This is a genomic window from Bradyrhizobium cajani, assembly GCF_009759665.1.
Classification (GTDB): domain Bacteria; phylum Pseudomonadota; class Alphaproteobacteria; order Rhizobiales; family Xanthobacteraceae; genus Bradyrhizobium; species Bradyrhizobium cajani.
Window position 1 is genome coordinate 14388 of the sequence record NZ_WQNE01000050.1, and the last position, 26366, is coordinate 40753.

General features: G+C 65.6%; 21 protein-coding genes. 6 read left to right on the forward strand and 15 right to left on the reverse strand.

Annotation, left to right across the window (positions count from 1 at the left end):
• Positions 1-3 precede the first annotated feature (3 nt).
• Both GPL20_RS35450 and ggt read right to left on the reverse strand, forming a co-directional pair.
• Entirely contained in the window at positions 4-618 is a 615-nt protein-coding gene (locus tag GPL20_RS35450) for a (2Fe-2S)-binding protein (protein WP_157336836.1), read from the reverse strand.
• A 175-nt stretch (positions 619-793) separates the two neighbouring features.
• The gene (gene ggt / locus GPL20_RS35455) at positions 794-2380 is read right to left on the reverse strand and encodes a gamma-glutamyltransferase (RefSeq protein ID WP_157336838.1); all 1587 of its coding nucleotides are present in this window, start codon (positions 2378-2380) and stop codon (positions 794-796) included.
• Between the two features lie 198 nt (positions 2381-2578).
• On the opposite strand from ggt, the gene trhO reads away from it, so the two are divergent.
• Positions 2579-3361 carry an oxygen-dependent tRNA uridine(34) hydroxylase TrhO gene (gene trhO / locus GPL20_RS35460; RefSeq protein ID WP_157336840.1) on the forward strand — a complete coding sequence of 261 codons (783 nt, stop codon included), beginning with the start codon at positions 2579-2581 and terminating at the stop codon, positions 3359-3361.
• Positions 3351-3569, forward strand: coding sequence for a SlyX family protein (locus GPL20_RS39800; RefSeq protein ID WP_309143247.1), 219 nt, complete (start codon positions 3351-3353; stop codon positions 3567-3569). The genes trhO and GPL20_RS39800 overlap by 11 nt, the downstream gene beginning before the upstream one ends.
• A gap of 20 nt (positions 3570-3589) precedes the next feature.
• Here the strand turns inward: GPL20_RS39800 and GPL20_RS35470 are convergent, their stop codons facing one another.
• The gene (locus tag GPL20_RS35470) at positions 3590-5494 is read right to left on the reverse strand and encodes a diguanylate cyclase (RefSeq protein ID WP_157336842.1); all 1905 of its coding nucleotides are present in this window, start codon (positions 5492-5494) and stop codon (positions 3590-3592) included.
• 168 nt (positions 5495-5662) lie between these two features.
• On the reverse strand, positions 5663-5878 hold the full coding sequence (locus GPL20_RS35475) for a hypothetical protein (protein WP_157336844.1): 216 nt from the start codon (positions 5876-5878) through the stop codon (positions 5663-5665).
• Between the two features lie 109 nt (positions 5879-5987).
• Here GPL20_RS35475 and hemE point away from each other — a divergent pair, with 109 nt between their 5' ends.
• Entirely contained in the window at positions 5988-7022 is a 1035-nt protein-coding gene (hemE, locus tag GPL20_RS35480) for a uroporphyrinogen decarboxylase (protein WP_254126340.1), read from the forward strand.
• Between the two features lie 274 nt (positions 7023-7296).
• Here the strand turns inward: hemE and hemC are convergent, their stop codons facing one another.
• From hemC to GPL20_RS35495, 3 genes are read right to left on the reverse strand one after another with little or no spacing between them, the layout of a single operon-like run.
• The gene (hemC, locus tag GPL20_RS35485) at positions 7297-8277 is read right to left on the reverse strand and encodes a hydroxymethylbilane synthase (RefSeq protein WP_157336846.1); all 981 of its coding nucleotides are present in this window, start codon (positions 8275-8277) and stop codon (positions 7297-7299) included.
• Positions 8278-8301: 24 nt separating this feature from the next.
• Positions 8302-9927 (reverse strand): GMC family oxidoreductase, encoded by a 1626-nt coding sequence (locus GPL20_RS35490; RefSeq protein WP_157336848.1) that lies wholly within the window; start codon positions 9925-9927, stop codon positions 8302-8304.
• A gap of 53 nt (positions 9928-9980) precedes the next feature.
• Positions 9981-10571, reverse strand: a complete 591-nt coding sequence (locus GPL20_RS35495) for a TetR/AcrR family transcriptional regulator (RefSeq protein WP_157336850.1) — start codon at positions 10569-10571, stop codon at positions 9981-9983.
• A gap of 101 nt (positions 10572-10672) precedes the next feature.
• On the opposite strand from GPL20_RS35495, the gene GPL20_RS35500 reads away from it, so the two are divergent.
• A complete protein-coding gene (locus GPL20_RS35500; RefSeq protein WP_157336852.1) occupies positions 10673-11038 on the forward strand; it encodes a nuclear transport factor 2 family protein in 366 nt (121 codons plus the stop codon).
• Positions 11039-11155: 117 nt separating this feature from the next.
• Here the strand turns inward: GPL20_RS35500 and GPL20_RS35505 are convergent, their stop codons facing one another.
• The gene (locus GPL20_RS35505) at positions 11156-15073 is read right to left on the reverse strand and encodes an autotransporter domain-containing protein (protein WP_157336854.1); all 3918 of its coding nucleotides are present in this window, start codon (positions 15071-15073) and stop codon (positions 11156-11158) included.
• A 578-nt stretch (positions 15074-15651) separates the two neighbouring features.
• Between GPL20_RS35505 and GPL20_RS35510 the strand changes: the two genes are divergently transcribed.
• A complete protein-coding gene (locus GPL20_RS35510; RefSeq protein WP_157336856.1) occupies positions 15652-17613 on the forward strand; it encodes a putative bifunctional diguanylate cyclase/phosphodiesterase in 1962 nt (653 codons plus the stop codon).
• Between the two features lie 142 nt (positions 17614-17755).
• Here the strand turns inward: GPL20_RS35510 and GPL20_RS35515 are convergent, their stop codons facing one another.
• The 4 genes from GPL20_RS35515 to pgm form a co-directional block, all read right to left on the reverse strand.
• Positions 17756-18736, reverse strand: a complete 981-nt coding sequence (locus GPL20_RS35515; RefSeq protein ID WP_157336858.1) for a PDR/VanB family oxidoreductase — start codon at positions 18734-18736, stop codon at positions 17756-17758.
• A gap of 11 nt (positions 18737-18747) precedes the next feature.
• Positions 18748-19500 carry a GntR family transcriptional regulator gene (locus GPL20_RS35520; protein ID WP_157336860.1) on the reverse strand — a complete coding sequence of 251 codons (753 nt, stop codon included), beginning with the start codon at positions 19498-19500 and terminating at the stop codon, positions 18748-18750.
• Between the two features lie 3 nt (positions 19501-19503).
• Positions 19504-20553, reverse strand: a complete 1050-nt coding sequence (locus tag GPL20_RS35525; protein ID WP_254126336.1) for an aromatic ring-hydroxylating dioxygenase subunit alpha — start codon at positions 20551-20553, stop codon at positions 19504-19506.
• A 267-nt stretch (positions 20554-20820) separates the two neighbouring features.
• Entirely contained in the window at positions 20821-22467 is a 1647-nt protein-coding gene (pgm, locus tag GPL20_RS35530) for a phosphoglucomutase (alpha-D-glucose-1,6-bisphosphate-dependent) (RefSeq protein ID WP_254126334.1), read from the reverse strand.
• 340 nt (positions 22468-22807) lie between these two features.
• On the opposite strand from pgm, the gene GPL20_RS35535 reads away from it, so the two are divergent.
• Positions 22808-23941: an alpha/beta hydrolase family protein gene (locus tag GPL20_RS35535; RefSeq protein WP_157336864.1), complete on the forward strand. Its 1134-nt coding sequence runs from the start codon at positions 22808-22810 to the stop codon at positions 23939-23941.
• 33 nt (positions 23942-23974) lie between these two features.
• Here the strand turns inward: GPL20_RS35535 and GPL20_RS35540 are convergent, their stop codons facing one another.
• The 3 genes from GPL20_RS35540 to GPL20_RS35550 form a co-directional block, all read right to left on the reverse strand.
• On the reverse strand, positions 23975-24787 hold the full coding sequence (locus GPL20_RS35540; protein ID WP_254126332.1) for a response regulator: 813 nt from the start codon (positions 24785-24787) through the stop codon (positions 23975-23977).
• Positions 24788-24917: 130 nt separating this feature from the next.
• Positions 24918-25808: an aldose 1-epimerase family protein gene (locus tag GPL20_RS35545; RefSeq protein WP_157336866.1), complete on the reverse strand. Its 891-nt coding sequence runs from the start codon at positions 25806-25808 to the stop codon at positions 24918-24920.
• A gap of 253 nt (positions 25809-26061) precedes the next feature.
• On the reverse strand, positions 26062-26366 hold a 305-nt coding region (locus tag GPL20_RS35550), incomplete at its 5' end, for a UDP binding domain-containing protein (RefSeq protein ID WP_283812248.1).

Below are 26366 nucleotides of genomic sequence, written 5' to 3' on the forward strand. Positions count from 1 at the left end.
GGCCTATCCTTTCATGATCTCGGGCGCGGCCTGCTTCACCGCAGCGACGATGTTGGGATAGGCGGCGCAGCGGCAGATGTTGCCGCTCATGTACTCGCGGATGTCGGCATCGCTGCCGGCATGTCCCTCCTTGACGCAGGCCACCGCGGACATGATCTGGCCGGGCGTGCAATAGCCGCACTGGAACGCATCGTTGTCGATGAAGGCCTGCTGCATCGGATGCAGGCGATCGTCGGTGGCGAGCCCCTCGATCGTCGTGATCTCCTGCCCCTCGGCGGCGAGCGCGAGCGTCAGGCACGACACCACGCGCCGGTCGTCGATCAGCACCGTGCAGGCGCCGCACTGGCCGTGGTCGCAGCCCTTCTTGCTGCCGGTGAGCTTGAGATGTTCGCGCAGCGCATCGAGCACCGTGGTGCGGGCATCGATGCGCAGGCGCTTGTCCTTGCCGTTGACCCGCAAGGTGACCTCGACGGGAAGCGACGGATCCCGGGCGGCCGGTGGAGTTGCGTCCTGCGTGGCGGCACGTGCCGTCATCGGCATGAGCGCACTGCCAGCGGCGCCGGCCATGAAGGCGCGCCGATCGAATGCTGATGCTTTGGAACTTGTTTTCTCGGACATCGACGCCTCCGCCGCTTATCTGCAAAGCAGCGCACGCATGCACCGCTCATCGCCCCTTAACCGGGAGCGATGGGCGCAGTTCCGAATGAGAAAGGGCGACGCAGCAAATGCCGCGTCGCCCTTCGTCAACTTTTCCTGACCTCTGCGCCAGGAACCTTTGTCCGTGCAGAGACGATCAATAACCCAGCGCGCAGCCGTCCTTGCGCGGATCGGAACCGCCGGTGAGCGTGCCCTTGTCCCAGTCGATCCAGATCGCCTGGGCGCCGCCGAGCGGACCGACCACGCTGGTGGTCTTGTGGCCGAGCTTCTTCAGGCCATCGACGATCGCAGCGGGCACGCTGTCCTCGAGCTGGTACTGGCCCTCGTAGTGCAGGCCGCGCGGCATGTCGATCGCCTCCTGCACGTCGCAGCCATAGTCGAGGATGTTGGTCAGGAGATGGGTCTGGCCTGTCGGCTGATACTGGCCCCCCATCACCGCGAACGACATCGTCGAACGGCCGCCCTTGGAGAGCAGGCCCGGCATGATCGTGTGCAGCGGACGCTTGCCGCCTTCGATGCAGTTGGGATGGCCGGGCTGGATGCGGAAGCCGCCGGCGCGGTTCTGGAACAGCACGCCGGTCTTGTTGGAGACGATGGCCGAGCCGAAGGAATGCGCGACCGAATTGATGAACGAGCAGACGTTGCGGTCCTTGTCCACGACCGTAATGTAGATGGTGGAGGGATTCATCGGCGGTGCGACGTTCGGCAGATCGAGCATGCCGTCCATGCGGATCTTGCTGATGTACTCGTCGGCAAAGCCCTTTTCGAGCATCTCGGCGACGTTGATCTTCATGTGCTCGGGAGAGGCGACATGCATCTCGCGATTCATGTAGGCGATGCGCGCAGCTTCCGCCTCGAGATGGAAGCGCTCGACGCTGACCGGCGCGAACTTCGTCAGGTCGAAGCGCGACAGGATGTTGAGCATCAGCAGCGCGGTGACGCCCGGTCCGTTCGGCGGGCACTGCCAGACGTCGTAGCCCTTGTACATGGTGCCGATCGGCGTCGTCGTCTCGGTGGTGTGCGCGGCGAAATCGTCGAGCGTGTGCAGGCCGCCGATTCCGCGCAGGGTCTCGACCATGTCTTCCGCGATCTCGCCCTTGTAGAAGGCATCGCGGCCGTCCTTGGCGATCGCGCGCAGCGTCTTGCCGAGCTCCGGCTGGCGGATGACATCGCCGGCCACCGGCGGCTTGCCGCCCGGCAACAGGTAACGCACGGTGTTGGTGCCGCCCTTGAGCTTCTCGAACTGGTTCTTCCAGTCGAAGGCGATGCGCGGCGCGACGACATAGCCTTCTTCCGCCGCCTTGATCGCGGGCTGGAGCAGGCGGTCGAAGCCGAACTTGCCGTGATCGCGCAGCACGGTCGCAAACGCGTCGATCACGCCGGGGATCGAAACCGCATGCGCGGAAGTCAGCGGCACGGAGTTGATCTTGCGCTCGAGATACCAGTCGGCATTCGCCGCCTTCGGCGCGCGGCCGGAGCCGTTATAGGCAATGATCTTGCCCTCGCCGCGCGGCTGGATCAGCGCGAAGCAATCGCCGCCGATGCCGGTCGATTGCGGCTCGATCACGCCGAGCACGGCCGAGCCCGCGACCGCCGCGTCCACCGCCGTGCCGCCCTCGCGCAACACCTCGATCGCGGCGAGAGAGGCCTGCGGATGCGAGGTCGCCACCATCGCGTTGGTGGCGTGGACCGTGGACCTGCCGGGGAAATGGAAGTTTCTCATGCGAACTCTTGCTCTCTTGTGCCGTGGGCGCGGACGGCGCGCATCTCGGAAAAACCGGGTCTACATGGCACATTCCGGCCCGCCGGGGCAATGCTGGCATACCAGGGAAATGGCTGCCATCCGCTGGACGTATGGACCTTTTACCGGCCGGGACCATGCGGGTTTTCTGGGCGGCGCTCGCCTGCTAAACGAGCCGCCATGATCTTCAAGGTCGCCGCCTTCTACCGATTCGCCGCCCTGCCCGATTACCGCGAGCTGCGGGAGCCGCTGCGCGCGTTCTGCGCCGGCCGGGCGCTGAAGGGCAGCGTGCTGCTCGCCCAGGAGGGGATCAACGGCACGGTCGCCGGCGCGCCGGAGGCGATCGACGCCTTCGCTCACGAGCTCGTGCGCGGCGACATGTTCGGCGGCCGGCTGGACAATCTCGAACTCAAATTCTCGACCGCCGAGGCAATGCCGTTCGGCCGGCTCAAGGTGCGGCTGAAGAAGGAGATCGTGACGCTCGGCGATGCAGCCGCCGATCCGACCCGCCAGGTCGGCACCTATGTCGATGCGAGCGAATGGAACGCGCTGATCTCCTCGCCCGACACGCTCTTGCTCGACACCCGCAATGCCTTCGAGGTGGCGATGGGGACGTTCGAGGGCGCGGTCGATCCCGGCATCGGGAGCTTTGGCCAGTTCAAGGATTTTGCCGCAGCGCGACTCGATCCGGCAAAGCACCGCAGGATCGCGATGTTCTGCACCGGCGGCATCCGCTGCGAGAAGGCGAGCGCGCATTTGCTCGCGCGCGGTTTTGCCGAGGTCTATCACCTCAAGGGCGGCATCCTGAAATATCTGGAAGAGGTGCCGGAGGCGCAGAGCCGCTGGCGCGGCGAATGCTTCGTGTTCGACGAGCGCGTCGCGCTCGGCCATGGACTGCGGGAAAGCGGCTTGCGCGAACGGAGCTTGCTCAAACAGGATATGGGACCCGGCCGTGACGAATGAGATCAAGACGCTGAGCGAGCGCATAGACACGCTGGAGATGCGCATCGCCTATCAGGACGACACGATCGAGACGCTGAACCAGACCATCACGGCGCAGTGGAAGCAGATCGACGCGCTGACGCGGCAGCTCGCACAGCTCAACGAGCGGCTGCAGGAGGCGGAAGCAAATGCGCCGGGACCCGCCAACGAGCGCCCGCCGCATTATTGAGCTCTCCTGCCCAGGCGATTTTACTGACCCGACGCCTTGAGCATCAGGCTGGCCACCTCGCCCGACATCATCAAGCGGTTGCGTCCGGCCTGCTTCGCGGCGTAGAGCGCCTGGTCGGCCGCCTCGACGAGCGATGCCACGCCCGCAGTACGCTCCAGCACCGGCCGGCAGGCCGCACCGCCGAGCGACGCAGTGACGCAGCCATACGCGCGGTTGCTGCTGTGGACGAGGCCCGCCTCGCGGATCGCCCGCCGAATCCGGTCGCCGATCCGGGCGCAGCCTGAGGCATCGGTGTTCGGCAGCAGCATGGCGAACTCCTCGCCGCCATAGCGTGCCGCCAGATCGCCGGAGCGCTGCGTCTCGGCCGCAATGACCTGCGCCACAACACGGAGGCAGGCGTCGCCCGCGGGATGGCCGTATTCGTCGTTGTAGGCCTTGAAGTGATCGACATCGATCATCAGCAGGGCAAGGCTCGAACGGTCGCGATAGGCCCGCGTCCACTCCTCGCTCAGCCGCTCGTCGAAGCGACGGCGGTTGGCGAGGCCGGTGAGACTGTCCTCGATCGCGAGCATCTCGAGCCTGGTCTCGAGCTCCTTCTGCTCAGTGATGTCACGCGAGATCGCCACCACGCCGTCGACGTCGCCATTGACTTTGCGCGTCACCCGCAGGGTCGATTCCAGCCAGATCTCCGATTTCTCGCGATGCACGTTGCGGTAGGTGATCCGCGCCTCTTCCTTCTCGCCGTGTTTCATGGCGTCGACGATCGCCTGGACCTGCGGCCGATCGTCCGCATGAATGCCGGCGAGCGCAGGCGTTCCGATCAGTTGATTGGCGCGCCAGCCGACGACGCGGACCGACGAAGGCGAGACATAGCGCAGCCGCTCGTCGAGCCCGATACGCGTCACCATGTCGCTGGAGCCCTCGGCGAGCAGGCGGAAATGGGCCTCTTTCTCGACCAGCGCAGCCGCCATGCGCTGGCCGCGCTGCAAATGCCGCACCAGCACCGCGCCGATGATGGCGATCAGCATGACCAGCGCGAGCACGAAGAGCATGCGGGAGATCGCGGCCGCGCGCCAGGGTGCCAGCAGTTCGTCCTTGTCGACGGTGGCGAGCAGGACGAGCGGGTAGCGGCCAGAGCGCTTGAAGAAGCTGACGCGCTCGGCGCCGTCCAGCGGCGACCTGAAATGGTAGGCGCCGCCCGGCCGCTGCAGGCTGGCGTCGCGGAACAGCGGCTTGTCGGCAACGCTGCGTCCGACGAACTTGTCGTTGTTCGGGTTGCGGGCCACGATCAAGCCGTCGCCATGCGTCAGCGCCACCGAGCTGTTGCGGCCAATCTCGAACTGCTCGTAGAAGTGCGAAAGATATTTCGAGCTGATGGTCGCGAGCACCACGCCGCCGAAGCTGCCGTCCGGCTTGTTGAAGCGGCGCGACAGGGTAACGACCCATTCGCCGTCGACGAGGCTCTTCACGGGCCGGCCGACATGGGGCTCTCGTTTCGGGGAGAGCTGGTGATGACGGAAGAACGCGTCGTCGCTGAGGGTCGAGCCGATCGTGCCGGGCAAGGTCAGCCAGTTGCCCTGATCGTCGGTGACGGCAAGGCTGTGGATGCGCTCGATCGCCTTCTTGCGCGTCTCCAGCAGGATGCGCAGCTTCGCGATCGTGGCGGGGCCGGCGCCGTCCATCTCCAGCCGGCTGACGACGCCGACGACGCCGGAATCCAGGAGATCGAGGCTGTCCTCGGCGTGCTGCGTCAGCGAGCGGGCGACGTTCGCCATCTCGGTCTCGGCGCCCCTGAGCACCGCATCGCGCGCGGCCCATTCGCGCCAGGCGCTGACGCCGAGGATGGTCACGCAGGTGAGCACGACGAACGCCGCCGCGCGCAGCGGCAGACGGCTCCATCCGGCTCTTTGGGGTACAGCACTCATGCGGCAGAATTCTCCGATCGTTCGGAAACTCTGCCGCTTCTGTTATTGAACTCTGAAATTACCGCCGCAATGCGCGGCGATATGCCCGGTTTCCCGTAGTCGTACGGACGCAAGCATCAGCGCATCGCTAACAGACCATTAGCGAGCCTGTCGGAATCCGGCGTCGCCCTAGCTGAAGATGGCCTTGACCCTGTCCCACAGCGATGGATTGTCGGCGTCCGCATCGGCCTTCGAAGGCGTCGGTTGCGTGGCGCTCACGGGGTCGGAGGCCGGGAAGGTATCTTCCAGCCCGGCATCGAGCTTTCCGTGGCGATCGGCGGAGAGCGCTTCGCGCAGATCGTCGGCGTGCTTGTCGTGCGGCGCAGGGTTGAATCTCTCAGCCATGAAATCCTCCTCGATTGGCTGGTCAACGCGGCGTATTTGCGCTGGTTCCCCTGTTCCGCTCTGGCCTCTGGCGGTGTATCAGGAACCTCAATCTGCATCAGGACCGCTCGTGCCCCAGTCTGCGACAAAGCCCTTCATCGACGTGCTCTCCGGCCAGCGCCAGGCCATCCCGCCCATGTGGATGATGCGGCAGGCCGGCCGTTACCTGCCGGAATATCGCGAGGTGCGCGCCAAGGCCGGCGGCTTCCTCGATCTCTGTTTTTCGCCGGAACTCGCGGCCGAGGTGACGCTGCAACCGATCCGGCGGTTCGGCTTCGATGCCGCTATCATCTTCTCCGACATTCTGGTGATCCCCTATGCGCTCGGCCGCTCGGTGCGGTTCGAGGTTGGCGAAGGTCCGCGGCTCGAGCCGCTCGATGATCCGGCCAAGGTCGCGACGCTTGTGCCGCGCGCCGATCTCGGCAAGCTCGCGCCGGTGTTCGAGGCGCTGCGCATCGTGCGCGGCGAACTCGATGCCAAGACAGCGCTGATCGGCTTCTGCGGCGCGCCGTGGACGGTCGCGACCTACATGGTCGCAGGCCACGGCACGCCCGACCAGGCGCCGGCGCGGATGATGGCCTACCGGCATCCCGACGCGTTCGCAGAGATCATCGACGTGCTGGTCGAGAGCTCGATCGAATATCTGCTGGCTCAGCTCGCCGCCGGCGCCGACGCGTTGCAGATCTTCGACACCTGGGCCGGCGTGCTGCCGCCGGCCGAGTTCGCGCGCTGGTCGATCGAGCCGACGCGGCGCATCGTCGAAGGCGTGCGCGCCATAGTGCCGGATGCGAAGATCATCGGTTTCCCGCGCGGCGCCGGCGCGCTGCTACCCGCCTATGTCGAGGCCACCGGCGTCAACGCCGTCAGCATCGACTGGACCGCGGAGCCGTCCTTCATCCGCGAGCGCGTGCAGAGCAAGGTCGCCGTGCAGGGCAATCTCGACCCGCTGGTCTTGATCACCGGGGGCGCCGCCCTCGACCGCGCGATCGACGACGTGCTGGCGAATTTTGCGCAGGGACGGCTGATCTTCAATCTCGGCCACGGCATCCAGCCGGAAACGTCGATCGCCCATGTCGAGCAGATGCTGAAGCGCGTGCGCGGGTGATTTATTTCGCTCTTGGGGAGCGGAAAAACAAAAACCGCGAAAACAACCCCATGCACAGTAGACAAGTCATTGAAAGATTTGGGCCGGCACGGCGCGCGCCCGCGCGCGTTTGACACGTCGGGCAAAACAGGCGCATGATGGCATCATCACGCCAATGACCATTTTGCGGCAGACTAAAGCGCGATGAGATTAGGATGAATCATCATCGCGCTTTAGGTTGTAGTTTGAGCATGATCTTTTCGGAAAACCGCTGCGCACTTTTCCGGATCATGCTTTAGCGAGGCCGGCTGCGCTCGATGATCTCAGCAGCGCCCTTCGTCAACAGATCCAACCCAACAGCGCGGCCGAGCTCACGCGGGCGATTGGCGGGGCCCGTGCGCGAGGCTTCGATGATGGTGTTGCCGGAGAGGTCGAGCACGGACGCGGTGAGCGACATCTGATCGCCTGATATGGTCGAGAAGCCTGCCACCGGCGAATTGCAGTGGCCGTTCAGCACCCACAGCACTTCGCGTTCGGCATCGGCCGAGGCGTGCGCGGAGGGATCGTCGATCGATGACAGGATCTGCCGTGTCTGCCAATCCTGCGCGGCGCATTCGACCGCGACGATGCCCTGCCCCGCCGCGGGCAGCATTTCCGCTGCGGTGAATTCGTAGGCGATGCGGCTGGCAAGACCGACGCGATCGAGCCCCGAGCGCGCCATGATCAGCGCATCGGCCGGCCCCACCGCGCCACCGTCCGGCAGGCGCTGCTTCTCGCCATTGTCGAGCTTGCGCACGCGCGTGTCGGCGGCGCCGCGGAAGTGGATGACCTCCACGTCCGGAAACAGCCGCCGCGCATAGGCGGCGCGGCGAACGGCGTTGGTGCCGATCTTGAAACCCTTGCCGCGGGACTGGCGCAGCGCCTCCAGCGTCACCCCGTCGCGCAGCACCAGCGCATCACCAGGCGGATCGCGCGACAGGGTGGCGCCGATGACGAGGCCGGGCGTGTCCTCATTGCCCGGCATGTCCTTCAGCGAATGCATCGCCGCCTGCAATTCGCCCGACAGCACGGCGGCGCGGATCTGCGCCACGAAGGCGCCGCCCTTGCCGCCATGGGGCAAGAGCTTGCTGGTCTGGTCGAGATCGCCGGTGGTGTCGAACTTGACGATCTCGACCTCGAGACCGGGCACGGCGGCGGTCAGGCGGCGCGCAATCTCTTCCGTCTGTGCCAGCGCCATCGCGCTCTTGCGGGTGCCGATCTTCAGTCGCGTAGTCAAGCTGTCGTCCTTTCGAGCCGCGGATTACCGCGCATCCTCCAATATCATGTCGGAGGCCTTTTCGGCGATCATGATGATCGGCGCGTTGGTGTTCCCGGACACGAGGTCCGGCATGATCGAGCCGTCGACGGCGCGCAAGGCTTCGAGCCCCCTCACCTTCAGCCGCTGGTCGACCACCGCGAGCGCGTCATTGCCCATACGACAGGTCGAGGTCGGATGGTAGATGGTGCTGCCGCGCTCGCGGCAATAATCCAATATCTCGGCATCCGTGGATACCTTCGCCCCGGGATCATACTCATTGACCACGAACGGCTTCAGCGCCGGCGCATTCAATATTCCGCGCAGGATCTTGATGCCCTCGACGTTGGTGGTCCGGTCGGTCTCGGTCGACATGTAGTTGATGCGGATCTCCGGTGGCACCGTGGGGTCCGCGCTCCGGATGCGCAGGGAGCCGCGGCTTTCGGGCCGGAGCTGGCACACGGATGCGGTGAAGCCGGAGAAATCGTGCAGCTTCTCGCCCATCTTGTCGGTCGAGAACGGCAGGAAGTGCACCTGGATGTCGGGCGAGGCGAGCCGCGGGCTGGTCTTGAAGAACGCGCCCGCCGTGCCCGCCGCGATCGTCAGCCAGCCCTTGCGGAACAGCGCGTAGCGTGCGCCGGCCATCGTGCGGCGGAGCGGATGATTGATGGTGTCGTTCAGCGTGATCTTCTGCGAGCAGCGCATGACGATGCGCACCTGCATGTGGTCCTGAAGATCGTGGCCGACACCCGGCGCGTCCAGCACCACCTCGATGCCGTGCTTGCGCAGGAGATCGGCAGGCCCGACGCCGGAGAGCTGGAGCAGCTGCGGCGAGTTGTAGGCACCGCTCGACAGCACGACCTCCTTACGCGCGCGTGCGCGGCGCACCGTGGCGCCTTGCCGGTACTCGACGCCGACGGCGCGACGTCCCTCGAACAGCACGCGCTGGCCGAGCGCGGAGGTCTCGATCTTGAGATTGCCGCGCGTCCTGGCGGGTCCGAGATAGGCCACCGACGTCGAAGCGCGGCGGCCGTTGCGGGTCGTGGTTTGGAACAGGCCGACGCCTTCCTGCGTGGCGCCATTGAAATCGGGATTGTAGGGCAGACCGGTCTCGACCGCGGCGTCGATGAAGGCCTTCGACAGCGGATCGGTGACGATCATGTTGGAGACCGGCAGCGGCCCGCCGGTGCCGTGATATTGATCGGCGCCGCGCGACTGGTTCTCGGCCTTCCTGAAATAGGGCAGCACGTCGTCATAGCCCCAGCCGGTGTTGCCGAGCTGGCGCCAGCGGTCGTAGTCCTCGTGCTGGCCGCGGACATAGAGCAGGCCGTTGATCGAGCTCGATCCGCCCAGCGTCTTGCCGCGCGGCTGGAACACCTGGCGTCCCTTCAGCTCGGGCTCCGGCTCGGTCTGATACATCCAGTTGACGGTCTTCTCCTTGAACAGTTTGCCGTAGCCGAGCGGCACGTGGATCCAGATGTTGGAATCCTTGGGGCCGGCTTCGAGCAGCAGCACGCTGTGCTTGCCGTTCGCGGAGAGGCGGTTGGCGAGCACGCAGCCGGCGGAGCCGGCGCCGACGATGATGTAGTCGAATTCCGGATCGATTGGTGTGAGGGAGGAATTTGCGTTCATGCGCTAGTATTCTTCTTGTTGGTGTGAGCGTTTCCGGTGCCGGATTAGCACAATCATGCCCGCAGGCGCAGCGCCTCGACCAGCGACTTGAACGCACCGGCATATTCCGCGCCTGCCCTTGCGATATCGGCGCGTCCGGCGCAGGCGACCGCGGCTTCCGTCACTGCGCCCAGCAGCAGCCGCGCCAGCGGCTCGACCGGCTGGCGCGCGATCAGGCCGGCCTCCATCGCAGCCGCGATCGCACGCGGCAGCTTGCCGCCGAAATGCCGGGCATCGATCTCGCGCCAGCGCTCCCAGCCGAGCACGGCTGGCCCATCGCGCAGGATGATCTGGCCGGTGGGTCCCTTGGCGGTCGCGGCAAAGTAATGCTGCGTGCCGGCGACCATCGCGGCGAGCACGTCCTTCTCGGCACGGGCGGCGCTGTCGATCTCGACGACGAGGTCGCGCGAGGCCTGGTCGAATACGGCTTCGAACACCGCCTCCTTGGTCCTGAAGTGATGATAGACCGCGCCCTTGGCGATGCCGGCGGCGTCGGCGATCTCGTCCATGGTGGTGGCGGCAAAGCCTTGCGTCCCGAACAGGCGGCGCGCCGCCGTCAGGATCGCTTCCGATGTCGCCGCCCGCCGCTCCGCCTGTTTCGCCATGTATCTCGTCTAGTCCAAATGAGCGCAGGCGGCCAGTTGACTTTTCGACTACCGGTCGGTATTTAACCGACCATCAGTCGGTTTTATTCATGAGGTGACCCATGCCGGGCCGTGACATCGTCGAAGCGTTTGCGAAGCGGTTGGAGGATGGGGACTTCGTCGGCGCGATCGAGGCGTTCTATACGCCTGACGCGGCGACCTATGAGAACGACGCGGCGCCGACGGTCGGACGGGAGAAACTGGCCGCCAAGGAGCGCGGCGTGCTGGCCGCGTTCAAGGAGGTCAAGGCCGTCCGCATCGGGCCGAGCCTGATCGAGGGCGACAACGTCGCCTCTCGCTGGATCTTCAGCTTCACCAACGCCGAAGGCGTCACGCGCACGCTGGAGGAGATCGCCTGGCAGACCTGGCAAGGCGACAAGCTGATCGAGGAGCGGTTCTATTACGACCCGAAGCAGCTCGGGCGGTAACGCTAAAGCGCGATGAGATTGTGAATCGTCATCGCGCTTTAGGTTGTTGTTTGAGCATGATCTTTTCGGAAAACCGCTACGCACTTTTCCGGATCATGCTTTAGAGATGCCTGCGCCTCACCAGGCGTAGCGCACCACGCCCTTGCCGGCGTAGCTGCGCGTGACGTTGGAGAACTCGCCCTCGAACGTGGCAGCGGCCGCCCAGCCGTTCAGCCATCTCTTCTCGGCTGATGCGGTGACCAGTGCAGTCTCCGATGCCATCGCGGCGCCGTTCACGACGAAGCTAGCGCCGGGCAAGGTCTGGAACGTGGCCCCGATGGTGCGGTTGGAGTTGAAGTCGTGTGCCCATGCGACACGGCCGCGCAGCGTGACGATGCCGTCGCTCTGAGCGAACGCCTTGTCGGTGCGCAGGCCGAGCTCGCTGCGGGTGTCGGTAACGCTCTTGGCGCCATAGGCGAGCGCGAACTGGTTGCTGCCGCTGATCGCCTGCTCGGCATAGGCCGGCAGGTCGAACGCCGTGACCTGCGCCGCCGCATATGGCGTCAGGCCGATGCCTTGGGAGACGAAGCGATAGCCGCCCTCGAGCCGGCCTGACCAGGCATTGGCGTTGAACTCGGCGCGCATGCGATCGACGCCGGCGACGGTCACGGTGCGATCGGTGACGATGTCCTGCCAGCCATAGGCCAGCGCGCCCGTGATGTAGGCGGGGCCTGCGTTGTGGCGGAAGAAGGCACCGGCCTGGAACAGGTCGGAGCGGCCACCGCCGAGATTGTTAGCGACGGAGAAATTGGTGCCGCCGCCGGCGAGAGCGAAGCCGAGCAGCGTGTCGCGCGACACGCGATAATCAGCGCCGACGGCCGTGCCGTAGAGACTGCTGGTGGTATTGTTGGAGCCGAGCGCATTGTTGCCGTCGGTCTGCTGCGAACCGCCGAAGCCGGCCGCCCAGACGCTCCAGCGCTGCTCGAAGGCCGGCGCGACCGGGGCCTTGGTGTAGGCGGCCAGGGCATCTCGCGCGCTGGCCGAACGCCCCTTAACGGTGGCCGCGTAAGCCATGCTCTCTTCGGCATAGGCATTCGGCGCGCCGACGGCGCTGACGGGATCGCCGCGGCCGGCGACGAACGGATCCGTCATCACGCCCATGAACTGGGTCATCGCGTTGAACGTCGACTGCTGCGGCGCGCTGCCGACCTCGCCGGAGAGCTGCGTCAGCCCTGATGGCGTCAGGCCGCCGAACGCCATAGGGATCCCACCGGTCGCGTTGAAGAAGTTGACGATCGCGTTGCCGACGTTCTGCTGGTTGACGTTCAGGCTGCCCGATGGCGGCGCAAAGTTCAGCACGAGGTTCAGGTAGGCGTGAGTATTGGCTGCGTCGTAGCTCACGCTGGTGCTGAAGCCCGCGGGCAGGCCAAGGGTGGAGACGGTGGAATTGAACGTTCCGGTGATGCTGCCGGCGGTCAGGATCGTGTATGTCTTGGCGACATAGCTGCCGGCGGCAAAGTTCGCGCCCAGGGTCGCGCCGCCGAGATTTGCATTGCCGGTCACGATACCGGAGGTGGATGTCGCCGGAGTCACTTCCACCAGGTAAGTCGAGGCCGCCGCCAGGACGAGGCTTCCCGCGACGGTCATGGACCCGCCGACCACACCTCCGCCGGGCGTGAAGACGCCACCGTTGACGGTGAGATTCCCGACGGTGCCGACGCCCAGGAGGGAGCCGCTGTTCAATGTCGTCATCGACGAGCTGGCAATCGAGCCATCGACCTTGAGCAGGCCACCGTTGATCGTGGTCGTTCCGGTGTAGCTGCTGCTGCCCGTCAGCCCCTCTGAGACGCCGCTGGAGATAATCAGATTGCCGCTGCCCTGGATCACGCCGCCAAAGACCTGCGTGCCGCCGGAGATCGTCAGCGTCTTGGCGCCGAGGTTCACGGCGCTTCCGCTGACACCCGAGAGGCTTGCAACCGAAAGACCGGCAGTGACGCCGGAGATATTGAGAGTCGCCGCCGCATTGGTGAGGCTTACCGCGCCGCCGATCGTACCGCCAGCGGTCACGAAAACGACGCCGCCGGAGATCGTCATCGCTCCGCTGATTGCGCCGAAGTTGCTGAAGTTGCCGCCCGAGTTCGACAGCGAAGCGATCGTACCGCCGTTGGATCCCGTATCGGCATTCGACACCGCGCCGGCCGTGCCGGTCGTATTGTTGAAATTTCCTGAAATGATGGTCACATCGGCCATCGCACCGAGGTTGGTGATCCCGCCGCCGTTGATCGTTGCCGCGCCCTGCACCTGGCCGGAGGCCTGATTTTGGAAATTGCCCACCCCAACGCTGAGCGTGCTCTCAAACGTACCGCTATTGACCACGGTGGCTGTGGACATGGTCGCGGCGCCGGAGACCGTTGCGCCGCTCGCGTTGGTGAAATTGCCGCCAGTGATGGTCAGCGTCGTGATCGAACCGCCACTGTTATTATTGAAGATGCCTGCCGTGTTGGTGACGCCGGCCATCGTGGCCGTGTTGTTCACGGTGCCGCCGTTGTTCGTGGTCGCGCCCTGGACATGACCGCCGCTAGTGTTCGTGAACGTGCCGCCCGTCACGCTGAGTGTGCTGGAGAACGTGCCGAAGACCGAGTTCGTCACGCTGCCTGCCGAGATCGTCGCCGCGCCGGAGACCGTCCCTTGGTTTCCGAAGCTGCCGCCATTGTTGTTCAGCGTGGTGATCGATGAGCCGGTGTTGTTGTTGAACGTACCGGAGGTGTTGGTCACACCGGCCATCACGGCATAGTTGACCATCAAGCCGCCGTTGTTGGTGGTCGCGCCCTGAACCTGGCCAACGCCTGTGTTCTCGAACGTGCCGCCGGTCAGGCTGAGCGTGCTCGCAAGCGTCCCGGCGTTGTTGATCCAGCCGGACGACAGCGTTGCAGCGCCGGTGACGGTCGCCCCGATGTAATTGGTGAACGCGCCGCCGCCATTGTTGTTCAGCGTCGTGATCGAGCCGCCGTTCTTATTGTTGAACGTTCCGGAGGTGTTGGTCACGCCGGCCATCGTGGCGTTGTTGTTCACCGTGCCGCCGTTGTTCGTGGTCGCACCCTGGACCTGGCCGCCGGAGTTGTTGGTGAACGTGCCGCCGGTCAGGCCAAGCGTGCTGGAGAAGGTGCCGGCGTTGGTCACGGTGCCGCCGGAGATCGTCGCCGCGCCGGAGACCGTTGCACCGCTCGCGTTCGCAAACGTGCCGCCATTGTTGTTCAGCGTCGTGATCGAACCGCTGCTGTTGTTGTTGAACGTGCCGGAGGTGTTGGTCACGCCGGCCATGGTGGCATTGTTGTCCACGGTGCCGCCGTTGTTCGTGGTCGCGCCCTGGACCTGGCCGCCGGCGTAGTTGGTGAACGAGCCGCCGGTCAGGCCGAGCGTGCTGGTGATCGTTCCATAGTTGTAAGAGATGCCGGCGGACTGGCTCAGAGAGCCGGTGACGGTGCCATTGTTGCCGAAGTTGCCGGAGCTGGTGACGTCGCCGACGACGTTGTTGTTGTTCGTGAAGGTCGCGCTGTTCGTGATGGTCGAGGTGAGCGAGCCGCTGTTCACGAGCGTGCCGGCGGTGATGCTGGTCGTGGTGAACGCGTTGGTCCCGCTCAGCGTCAGCGTGCTGGCGCCGGCCTGCGAGATCCCGGCGCCGGTCATGTTGTTGCTGATCGAGATGGCCTGGCCGGCATTGGCGTTGTTGACGAGGTTCGGCCCGGCGCCGTTGAAGTTCACGGTCGAGCCCGAAATGGTGTAGCTCTGGGACGTTGCCGTGAACGTCCATGAGTCCGGCGCGATCGCGGCGGCGCCCGTGCTGACCGCGGTACTTGCCGGGCCAGCGCCGCCATCGCCGAATTGAGCGGCCTGACCGACGGCCGTCGGCGGCACGCCATTGGACCAGTTAGTGCCGAGATTGTAGTCGTTTGTGGTGGTGCTGCTGCCCGCGCCACCCCAGATCGATTGCGCCTGAGCCGGAAGCGAAAACAGGCAGCTCGCCAATGCCGAAGTCGCGAGCAGCAGACGCTTCATTCCCATTCCAGCCACCGGCAATTCCAAAATTCCAAAATTCGCGCCGAGCTAGAGTAAAGGGAACCTTAAGTTCACACTATGTCCGATGAGCAACACTGCGCGGCAATCGGATACCAGCCGTCGTATTTCGACGCATAAGGCGCCGATGAGAGCGCGTTCGTGCGCTGGATGAGAACGCGTGACCGATTTGGCGGGGTGACAAGGCTGACGGAGAGCGGCTGCGACTCGAAGCCGCCGGGGTGGTGACGACGCCTCCCGGACACCGCTGTCATCGCCCGGCTTGACCGGGCGATCCAGTACTCCGAGATGACTGTGATTGAATCGACAGGCCGCGGCGTACTGGATGCCCCGGTCAGGCCGGGGCATGGCAGCGGAGTTGGCCGCGATCATGTTTCCCCGCGTTACAGCCGTAACGCGCGGCACCGCATTTGTATCGATTTGTTATCGATACTGCGCGCGAACACGCAGAAGTGGTCGCGGCGATCGTGGCAGCCAGGGATAATTCATAGTTCGTCAAAGGTTTGCGGCGAATTCTCCGGATCGAGCCGGACAATCGGCCCGTGCTGCTAGGCTCCAGAATGCGGACCCAACTGACCTCTTATTTCGCGCGGCTGTTTGCCGGCGATCTGTCGGCCTTTGGCGGTCCCGCAACCGACGAGACCGTGGCCGGCCATATCCGCGCCGAACAGATGTCGCTGGTGCTCGGCTATTCCGTCGGCATCATGCTCGCCAATGCCTGCAACGCCGTCGTGCTGGCGATCGCGCTGTGGCAGTCGCCCGACCGGATGTTCGCCCTGATCTGGGCGGCCGCGGTGGCTTGCGCCGCAATCGCATTCGGCCTGCAATCCCACGCCGCGCGCCGCGTCACCAAGCCGCAATTCGTCTCGCGCCGCGCCATGCACAGGCTGGTGCGCAATGCTTTCTTCCTTGGTGCCGCCTGGGGAATCGTTCCGGTCGCCTTCTTCGCCAATGCCTCGACCGGCGGACAGCTCGTCATCACCTGCCTCTGCTCGGGCATGCTGGCCGGCGGCGCGCTGGCCTTCGCCACGATCCCGATCGCAGCGATCGCGTTCACGGCGCCCATCTTCGTCGGTATCGCCATCTGCCTCGGCAGGAATGGCGATCTGGCCTTCCTGCTGATTGCCTTTCTCGTCGTGGTCTACGGCAGCGTTCTGCTGCGCGGCGTGTTCGTCAATTCCTTCTCGTTCGCGCGGCGCGTGATGCAGCAGGTCGAGGCGGAACGTACCGTGCGGCAGGATCCCCTCACCCAACTGCCCAATCGCGTCGCCTTCAACGAGACGCTCGATGCCGCCTTGCGGCGGCTCGCCCTGTCCGGCGAGGAATTTGCGGTGCTGCTGCTCGATCTCGATCGCTTCAAGGAGGTCAACGACCAGCTCGGACACCCCGCCGGCGACGAATTCCTGGTCCAGGTCGCAAGCCGCCTGCAACGCTGCACGCGCGCAGCCGAACATGTCGCGCGCATCGGCGGCGACGAGTTCGCGCTGGTGATGACCAACGTGGCGCGGCCGGAAGATGCGCTCGAGATCGCCGAGCGTTTCGTCGCGGCCTTCACTGATCCGTTCCCGATCGAGGGCCGCCAGATCGTCGGCGCGACCAGTGTCGGGATCGTGCTGGCGCCGCGCGACGGCAGCACGCCGCTCGACGTCATGAAGAACGCCGATGCCGCGCTCTACCGCGCCAAGAAGGCGGGCCCCGGCACGGTCTGCTTCTTCGAGGCCAGCGACGACAGGGTGTCCCGCGACCGCAAGGCGCTGCAATCGGACCTCGAGGGTGCCATCGCCGGGAATGAGCTGTTCCTGGTGTTTCAGCCGTTCCTCGACCTCGGCAACAACCGGATCACCGGCTTCGAGGCGCTGCTGCGCTGGCAGCACCCGCAGCGCGGACTGGTGCCGCCCAGCGAGTTCATCCCGATCGCCGAGGAGACCGGGCTGATCCACGAGATCGGCGAATGGGTGATCCGGCGCGCCTGCGCAACGCTTTCGGACTGGCCGGAGGACGTCAGGGTCGCCGTGAACTTCTCCGCCGCGCAGTTTCACAATACGACCGTCCTCCAGACCATCGTGCAGGCGCTCGGCGACGCCAAGATCGCTCCGCACCGGCTGGAGATCGAGATCACGGAGTCGATGCTGCTGTCGAAATACGGCTCTGCCGTCACGATCCTGAACGCGCTGCTGGAACTCGGCGTCACCGTGGCGCTCGACGATTTCGGCACCGGCTTCTCTTCGCTCACCTATCTGCGCAAGCTGCCGTTCAGCCGCATCAAGATCGACCAGTCCTTCATCCGCGACATGCTGGTGCAGCCGGATTGCGCCGCGATCGTGAAGTCGGTGATCTCGCTGGCACGCGACCTCGACATCGGCGTTGTCGCCGAGGGCGTCGAGACCGCCGACCAGCTCGAATATCTGCGCCAGATCAGTTGCGACGAGGTGCAGGGCTATCTGATCAGCCGGCCGGTATCGGCCGACGGCGTGCTGGCGCTGCTCGAGACGAAGAAGTATCGGGCGATCTACGCGGCGTAGGTTTTTGTGCGGCCATCCTTCGAGACGCCCGCCTTTGGCGGGCTCCTCAGGATGAGGCCTTGCGTTGCGGCCCGAATGTTAGACCCTCATGGTGAGGAGCGCCGAAGGCGCGTCTCGAACCATGAAGGCCGATAATGCCGCCTCAGATCGCATCCGCCCGCAGCAGCGTGTCCACGGTGATGGTGCCCCTCGCGCGCGAAACGCAGGCGCAGATCTTCTGGTTGCTTTGCTTCTGATGATCGCTGAAGAAGACGTCGCGATGGTCGATCTCGCCGTCGACCTCGACCACGTCGATGGCGCAGAGGCCGCATTCGCCGCGCTTGCAATCGTACATCACGTCGTGGCCGCTGGCGTTGAGGACGTCGAGCATCGAGCGCTCGCGCGGGATTTCGAGCTCGACATCGGAGCCCTTCAGGCGCACGCGGAACGTCTCGGTCGGCAGCGTGCCGCTTGAGCCGAAGGTCTCGTAGCGGAGCTCGGGAAGCGGATGGCCCGCACCAATCCAGGCGTGGCGCGCGGCATCCAGCATCCGCATCGGGCCGCAGAACAGCGCGAGCGCGCCCTGGGGTAACGAAGCGAACAGCGCGTCGAGATCGAGCCGCTTGCCTTCGTCGCTGGCATGAACGACCAGGCGGTCGCCGAGCATCGTGGCGAGATCGTCGAGATAGGCGGCCTCGCTGCGCGAGCGCACGGCATAGTGCAGCGTGACGTCAGCGCCGCGCCGCGCCAGTGCCTGCGCCGCGCCGAGGATCGGCGTGATGCCGATGCCGCCGGCGATCAGGCAATAGTTGTCGCGGGCCCAATCGACCGCGAGCAGCGAGGCCGGCTGCGTGATGTCGAGCCGCGCGCCCGGCTGCAATGACCACATGTAGCGCGAGCCGCCGCGGGAATCCTCGGCGCGGCGGACCGCGATCCTGAGGCCGTGCGACGAGGCTTCGCCGACCAGCGAATAGGACCGCGTCTCCGGCAGGCCGTCGATGGTGACGCTCACATTGATGTGGCTGCCGACCGGATAGGCAGCACCGTCGAACTGGTCGGGACGGATCAGGAACTCGCGAATGCCGGGCGCAAGATCGCGCGTCGAGGCGAGCGTCGCCGGAATCCAGGTTTCGATGAAGCGCATGGCGGCTGCCCTCAATCGGTTGCGGTCTTGATCAGCGCGAGCGCCGGCAAGAGGTCGAGATGGGTGCGGTTGCGCAGCGCGAGGCGCAGGTTTCGCACGGCCAGGCGGGCATGCTCGCGCATGATCGCTTCGGCGCGCGCGCCTTCGCGGTTCTCGATCGCATCGATCACGACACGATGGTGCTCCTGCCCGATGATCAGGATCTGCTGGGCCTCGGGCAGCGCCGACTGCGCCATCACGAAGCCGCTTGGGGATGCGAACGGCAGCGCCGAGGCGCGGTCGATCTGCCGGATCAAGGGCGGGCTGCGCGACAATTCGGTGAGCAGCGCGTGGAAGCGCGCGTTCAGCGTGACATAGGACGAGAAGGCTTCGATCGAGATCGGCACCTGCCGCAGCAATTCGTCGATCGCAGCCAAGCATTCCTTCAGCGGCTCGAGCTCGCGCGCGGAGACGCCGCGCTCGGCGGCGAAACGCGCGGCGAGGCCCTCCAGCGTGCCGCGCAGCTCGATGGAGTCGGAGATGTCGCGCTCGGAGAACGCCTTCACCATGAAACCGCCGGAAGGGATCGCCTCGAGCAAGCCCTCCTCCTCCAGCCGCACCAGCGCCATGCGCACCGGCGTGCGCGAGGCGCCGGTGGTCTCCACCGCCTGGAGCTCGGAGATACGCTCGCCCGGGCGCAACGCGCCCGACAGGATCTGGTCGCGCAGCGCCAGCTGCGCCTTCACGGTCTGCGAGACGGAGCGATCGACCTCACGTTCGGCCATGCCTTACTCCGCGGCCTGGAGGTGCTGCGGCGGGTTTTCCTTCGCCACCATTTTGTCGATCAGCTTGCGCGACCACATCGCACCGGCGTCGATGTTGAGGTTGTAGAAGATGCGGTCAGGGTTCTCGTCCATCGCACGCTGCTGCGCCTCGAGGATCAGCTCGTCCTCGTGGAAGATGCCGGAGACGCCCTCGCGGATCTCGCTGGTGATGCGCTGCTCGCCGAGGCGGTAGTTGCGCACGAACGCCCAGAAATAGTGGCAGGTCTTCTCGGTCTCCGGCGTGATGGTGTTGAGCACGAAGCCGTTGACGCCTTGCGAGCGGTCGCCCTCCGGCGCGCCGGTGCCGGTCGGCGCCACGCCGACGTCGATGGCGATGGTGCACGGCGCCTCGAAGCGGATGATCTGCCAGCGGTCGACGAGACCGGGCTTGCCGAGCTGCTTGGCCCAGAACGGCGGCGCCTCGATGCCGCGCATCCAGCGCGTCACCGTCACGGTCTTCTCGCCATGGGTGACGTCGAACGGCGCTTCGGCGACGGCGTCGTTGCCGATCGAGGAGCCGTGCACGAAGGTCTCGTGGGTGAGATCCATGAGATTGTCGAGCACGAGGCGGTAGTCGCAATTGACGTGGATGGTCTTGCCGTCACCGGCCCAGGCCGGATCGTGATTCCAGTGCATGTCGGGCACCAGCGCGGGATCGGCCAGCGCGGGATCGCCCATCCAGAGCCAGATGTAGCGGTGGCGCTCTACCACGGGATAGGCGCGGACGCAGGCCGACGGATTGATGGTCTCCTGCGAGGGCATGAAGGTGCAGCGCCCCTGCGCATTGTACTTCAGGCCGTGATAGCCGCAGACGACGGTGTCGCCTTCGAGCCGGCCCTTGGACAGCGGCACCAGGCGATGCCAGCAGGCATCCTCCAGCGCGGCCACCGAGCCGTCGGCCTTCCGGTACATCACGATGTGCTTGCCGCAGATCGTCCGCGGCAGCAGCGCCGGCTTCACCTCGGCATCCCAGGCGGCGGCGTACCAGGCGTTCATGGGGAAGGGTTTTGTCACCAGTCTCACTCCCAAGGCTTATGAATACGTTATGTATACAATAGCGCAGGAATGGAATCGTTCAAGCCACAAATCTGGAGTGCTATATTACCTTCTAACCGATAGATGTATACACAATCTTGGGGCCTTGATGCCGTCATGGCCGGGCTTGTCCCGGCCATCCACGCGTTTCCGCGCGGCACGAAGAACGTGGATGCCCGGGACAAGCCCGGGCATGACGACCTATCGTGAACGCTCAGATGCGGCTTGTTCTGCCCTTCAGGGTAGCTACGCCCCGAACACCCTCGCCAGGCCGGCCTTGGCCTCTTCCTGAATCCGCGTCAGGTGCTCGGTGCTGCGGAAGCTCTCGGCGTAGATCTTGTAGACGTCCTCGGTGCCGGACGGCCTCGCGGCGAACCAGCCGTAATCGGTCTCGACCTTGATGCCGCCGAAGGCCTGGCCGTTGCCCGGCGCCTTGCTCAGGGTGCTGCGGACGGGATCGCCGGCGAGGTCCTTGAGGCCGAGTTGCTCGGGCGTGACGGACTTGAGGATGTTTTTCTGCGGTCCGGTGGCGGCGACGTCGATGCGCGCGTAATGCGGCACGCCGAGCTCGGCGGTGAGGTCATTGAAGAGCTGGCTCGGATCGCGGCCGGTCTTCGCCATGATCTCTGCGGCGAGCAGGCCGAGAATGATGCCGTCCTTGTCGGTGGTCCACACGGTGCCGTCACGGCGCAGGAACGAGGCCCCTGCACTCTCCTCGCCGCCGAAGCCGAAGGAGCCGCCGACGAGGCCGTCGACGAACCATTTGAAGCCGACCGGAGTCTCGACCAGCTTGCGGCCGAGCTTCCCGGCGACGCGGTCGATGATCGAGCTCGACACCACGGTCTTGCCGATCGCGGCGTCCCTGCCCCAGTTCGGGCGGTGCGCGAACAGGTAGGCGATCGCGGTCGCGAGATAATGGTTCGGGTTCATCAGGCCGCCGGTGCGCGTCACGATGCCATGGCGATCGGCGTCGGTGTCGTTGGCGAAGGCGACGTCGAAGCGGTCGCGCATCCCGATCAGGCTCGCCATGGCGTAGGGCGAGGAGCAGTCCATGCGGATCTTGCCGTCCCAGTCGACCGTCATGAAGCGGAAGGTCGGGTCGATCGCCTCGTTCACGACCGTGGCCTTCAGGCCGTAGCGTTCGATGATCGGACGCCAGTAGTGCACCGCGGCGCCGCCGAGCGGATCGATGCCGATATTGATGCCGGCGGATTTGACGAGGGCGAGATCGACGACATTGCCGAGATCGGCGACGTAGGGCGTGATGAAGTCGTAGGCCTGCACATTCGAAGACTTGCGCGCCTTGGCGTAATCGATGCGCTTCACGCCCTTCAGGGCGTCGGCAAGATAAGCATTGGCGCGCTTCTCGACCACGCCCGTGACATCCGTATCGGCCGGGCCGCCATGCGGCGGATTGTATTTGTAGCCGCCGTCCTCGGGAGGATTGTGCGAGGGCGTGATGACGACGCCGTCGGCGAGGCCCGAACTGCGCCCCTTGTTATAGGTGAGGATCGCGTGCGAGATCACCGGCGTCGGCGTGTAGCCGCCGTCCTTGTCGAGCATGACGTCGACGCCGTTGGCCGCGAACACCTCGACGGCGCTTGTGAGCGCCGGCTCGGCCAGCGCATGGGTGTCGATGCCGATGAAGAGCGGACCGGTCAGCCCCTTTTCTTTTCTGTAGTCGCAAATGGCCTGCGTGGTCGCGAGGATATGGCCTTCGTTGAAGGTGTTCTTGAACGAGGTACCGCGATGGCCCGACGTGCCGAATGCCACCCGCTGCCCGGGATCCGCGACATCCGGCTTGCCGGCGAAATAGGCCGTCACCAGCCGCGGAACGTTGGTGAGCGCGTCCGGCGAGGCAAGCTTGCCCGCCGCGGGATGAACATCAGCCACTGAGATATCCTCGTCCTGTCGTAACCGAGATAGCGGCGACACCATAGCATCGGCCACGAGCCCGCCAAGGGCACAACACGCGCGACGGGGACGGCGTTCCCGGGGTGACGCTCTGTAAGTCCCGTCATCCATCGCCGTCATTCCGGGGCGCGCGTAGCGCGAGCCCGGAATCCATCATGCAGCATTGACGCGGACAAATGGATTCCGGGCTCGCGCCAAGTGGCGCGCCCCGGAATGACGCGTGGAGAGGCCGCGGTCCAGCTTCCCGCCACCGGCGGTGAGGCCGTGCATCCGCCGGATCATGCTATGGTCCACGCCATCAAGTCCTTCGAATCGTCCCATGGCCCTTTCGCGCAAGCTGCTGCTGTTGATTGCCGGCCTCGTCGTCGCTGGCACGCCGGCGCCTGCCGCGGAGTTCTACACCGAGGATCTGCGCATCCCGATGGCGGAGGCCGGGCCGCAGGGGCTCGAGGCGTTCCTGGTTCGCCCGGCGGGAACGAAGCGTTATCCGCTGGCGCTGCTCAGCCACGGCTCGCCGCGCAAGTTCGACGACCGCGCAACCATGTCCGCGCATAAATATTACGGCATCGCGCTCGAATATGCCCGCCGCGGCTTTGCCGCGCTGATCGTGATGCGGCGCGGCTACGGCACCTCGCCCGGCGGCCGCGTTGACAGCGTCGGCGCCTGCGCGAATGCCGCCTATGTGCCGGCGACGGCGGTCGCGGTGGCGGACTTGCGCGCAGCCATCGAAGCGATGGCGCACCGGGCCGACGTCACGACAAGGGGCATGATCGCGGCCGGCCATTCCACCGGAGGGCTCGCCACCGTCGCACTGACGGCCCAGGCGCCGCCCGGTCTGGTCGCGGCAATCAATTTTGCCGGCGGTCGCGGCTCGCGGGATGACGACGACGTCTGCAATCCGGATGGACTGGTGCAGGCCTTCGCCAGCTTCGGCAAGAGCTCGCGCGTGCCGATGCTATGGGTCTATGCGACCAACGATTTGTACTTCGGCCCCGATCTTGCGCACCGCTTTCATGACGGGTTTCGCGCCGGCGGCGGCAACGCGACGTTCGTCGCGGCGCCGGCTTACGGCGACGACGGCCATTATCTCTATTCGGTGCTGGGACGCCCGCAATGGACGCCCTACGTCGATGCTTTCCTGCGCGAGCGCGGACTCGGCCATGACATCCTGAGCCCGCCCGATCCGCTGCCGCCGCCCAGCCAGCTCAACGAGGCCGCGCGCGTCGAGTTCGCGCGCTATCTCGCCAGCACCTTGCCGCACAAGGCCTTTGCGGTGTCGCCGAAGGGCGGTTACGGCTGGCGTTCGGGCCGGGCGACCGCCGACGATGCCCAGCGCGATTCGCTTGCCGCCTGCTCGAAATTGTCGCCCGGCTGCACGCTCTATGCGATCGACGACCGGCTGGCCGGGGCTGCGCCAAGCACGCCGACGGACCAGAGCGCCCGCGCGCGATAGGCGCGAGGGCGTTCAGTACATTAGCAGGACAGGCTAGGGCCGCTCGCTGAGCGCGAGCTTGTAGCCGACGCCGGTGACGGTCGCGATGACAGGCGTGCCGCTGCCGACGAGCTTGCGGCGCAGCCGCGCCACCAGCGCATCGACCGTGCGGATGTCGACCTCGGCCTGGCGGTTGCTGACGACCTCGATCAGATAATCGCGGCTGAGCGGCCTGCCGTCGGCGCCGACGAGCGCCGCGAGCAGGTCGAACTCGGCGCGCGTCAACGCCACCGGCTTGCCGTCGCTGCCGAGCAGCTCGCGCCGCGTCAGGTCGATGATCCAGTCGCCGAAGGCGATCGAATTGTGGTTGCGCGCCGCCTTGCGGTCGATCGAGCGCCGCCGCAGCACGCTGCGCGCACGCGCGAGCAGGTCACGCAGATTGATCGGCTTGGTGACATAGTGGTCGCCGGCGATCTCGAGGCCGAGGATGCGATCGACGTCGGTGTCGCGGCGGGTCACGAAGATGATGCCGGCATTGCTGGTGGCCTGGATCTCCTTGGCGAGATCGAAGCCGTCGCCATCCGGCAACTGCAAGTCGAGGAAGACCAGATCGATGCGCGTGCGCAGCGCCTGGCGGCATTCCGCGCAGGAGCCGGCGCCGACCACGTCGAAATTGTTCTCGTTGAAATAACCGACCAGCATCGTCCGCGTCACCGGATCGTCTTCGACGACGAGCAGCCGCTCGCGGCCGATAGGACGCAATTCCTGACGCGCGGAATCAGCGACGATGCTGGATATGCCCTGCGGCTGCGGCCCGACCTGGAAATTCAGGTCGCGCAGTGCGCCGTCTTGTGAACGTACATTCACGACTTATTCGAGCCCCCGAAATTGCCTGCCGGATACTAGGCGTGTTGTGATGCCCAAACAATATTGGTCATGACCTTGACGCATTAAGTATGAATTGGCCCACAATTCTCATCCCGCGCATCATAGACCTTTAGGATGATCCGACCTCGATCCGGAACGACAATTGCTCGTCCGCACCCGGCGCAATGTGCATCAGGCCCGGCTTGTCACTGAATTCGCCGTCGAAACCCGCAGGGCTCGCATAGCCGCGCCAGGGCTCGATGCAGAGGAACGGCGCGCCTGCCGGCTTTGACCAGACGCCGAGCTCGCGAAAGCCACGCCAGGACATGTTCAGCCAGGGTCCGGTGGGAGCGCCCTGCCCGGCGGCGTAGCGGACCGAACTGCTTTCGACCCGGTCGAAGATGATGGCGTCGTCGACGAACAGGGACTCGGACAAGGGCAACACAGCGCCTTTGACGGGACTTGGCTCGGCTGCCGCGCGCAGCAAGCCACCGTCGAGACGGCGCACGGGAGATGATTCTGTCTTCGCAAAAGTCAGCGCACAGCTCTCCTTCGCCACTTCAGGCTGAAGCGGCCAGTTGAAAGCGGGATGGCCGCCGAGCGAAGCCGGCAATGTCTCCGCGCCGGTGTTGGCGATCGTGAGCGAGAGATCGAGACCGGCTTCATCGATCGTATAGGTTGCCGTCAGCCGGAACGCGAACGGATAGAGCGCGCGCGTCGCCTCGCCGTCTTCAAGCACCAGCGTGCAGCGGCTTTCGCCGCGCTCCGCCCATGCAAAGCGGCTGTCGCGCGCAAAGCCGTGCTGGGTCATCCGGTAGGTCTTGCCCCGGTGCCGCAGTTCGTCATTGGCGAGACGCCCGACGATCGGAAACAGCAGCGGCGCATGGCGCGGCCAGGCCGGCCCCGCCTGCCAGATGAATTCAGTGCCGCTGCCGTCCTTCAGCGAGCACAGCTCGGCGCCTTGCGCCTTGATGGTCGCAGCGAGTCCACCGCTGCGGATCGTGTGCGTGTCGTCGGTCATGACCGTCTCCCTGGCGGCGCTACCAGCACGGCGGCGTTATGCGCCTCCAGCGTGCGCGAGAGGTCGTCGAGCACGGCATCGATCGGGAGGGGCGTGTCGAAGCTGCGGGGCAAAGTCTCTATCCGTCATCACCCGCCTTGTGCGCACTTGCGCGCTGGGGCGGGTGATCCAGTAAACTCAGATCCCAATCATCACGAAGATCGGGACTACTGGATACCCCGCCTCCGCGGGGTATGACAATCGCGTGTAACTCTTACCCCTGCGCCGGCGGGCGGCCGACGCTCTCGTAGGTGAAGCCGGCGGCGGCCATCTCTTCGGGGCGATAGATGTTGCGGAGGTCGACGACGATCGGCTGCGCCATGGTCGCCTTCAGCCGGTCGAGATCGAGCGCGCGGAACTGCACCCACTCGGTGACGATGACCAGCGCGTCGGCGCCTTGCGCGCAGGAATAGGCATCCTCGCAATAGGTGATGCTGGGCAGCTCGCCCCTGGCCTGCTCCATGCCGACCGGATCGAACGCCTTAACATTCGCCCCCATGTCGATCAGGCCGGTGACGA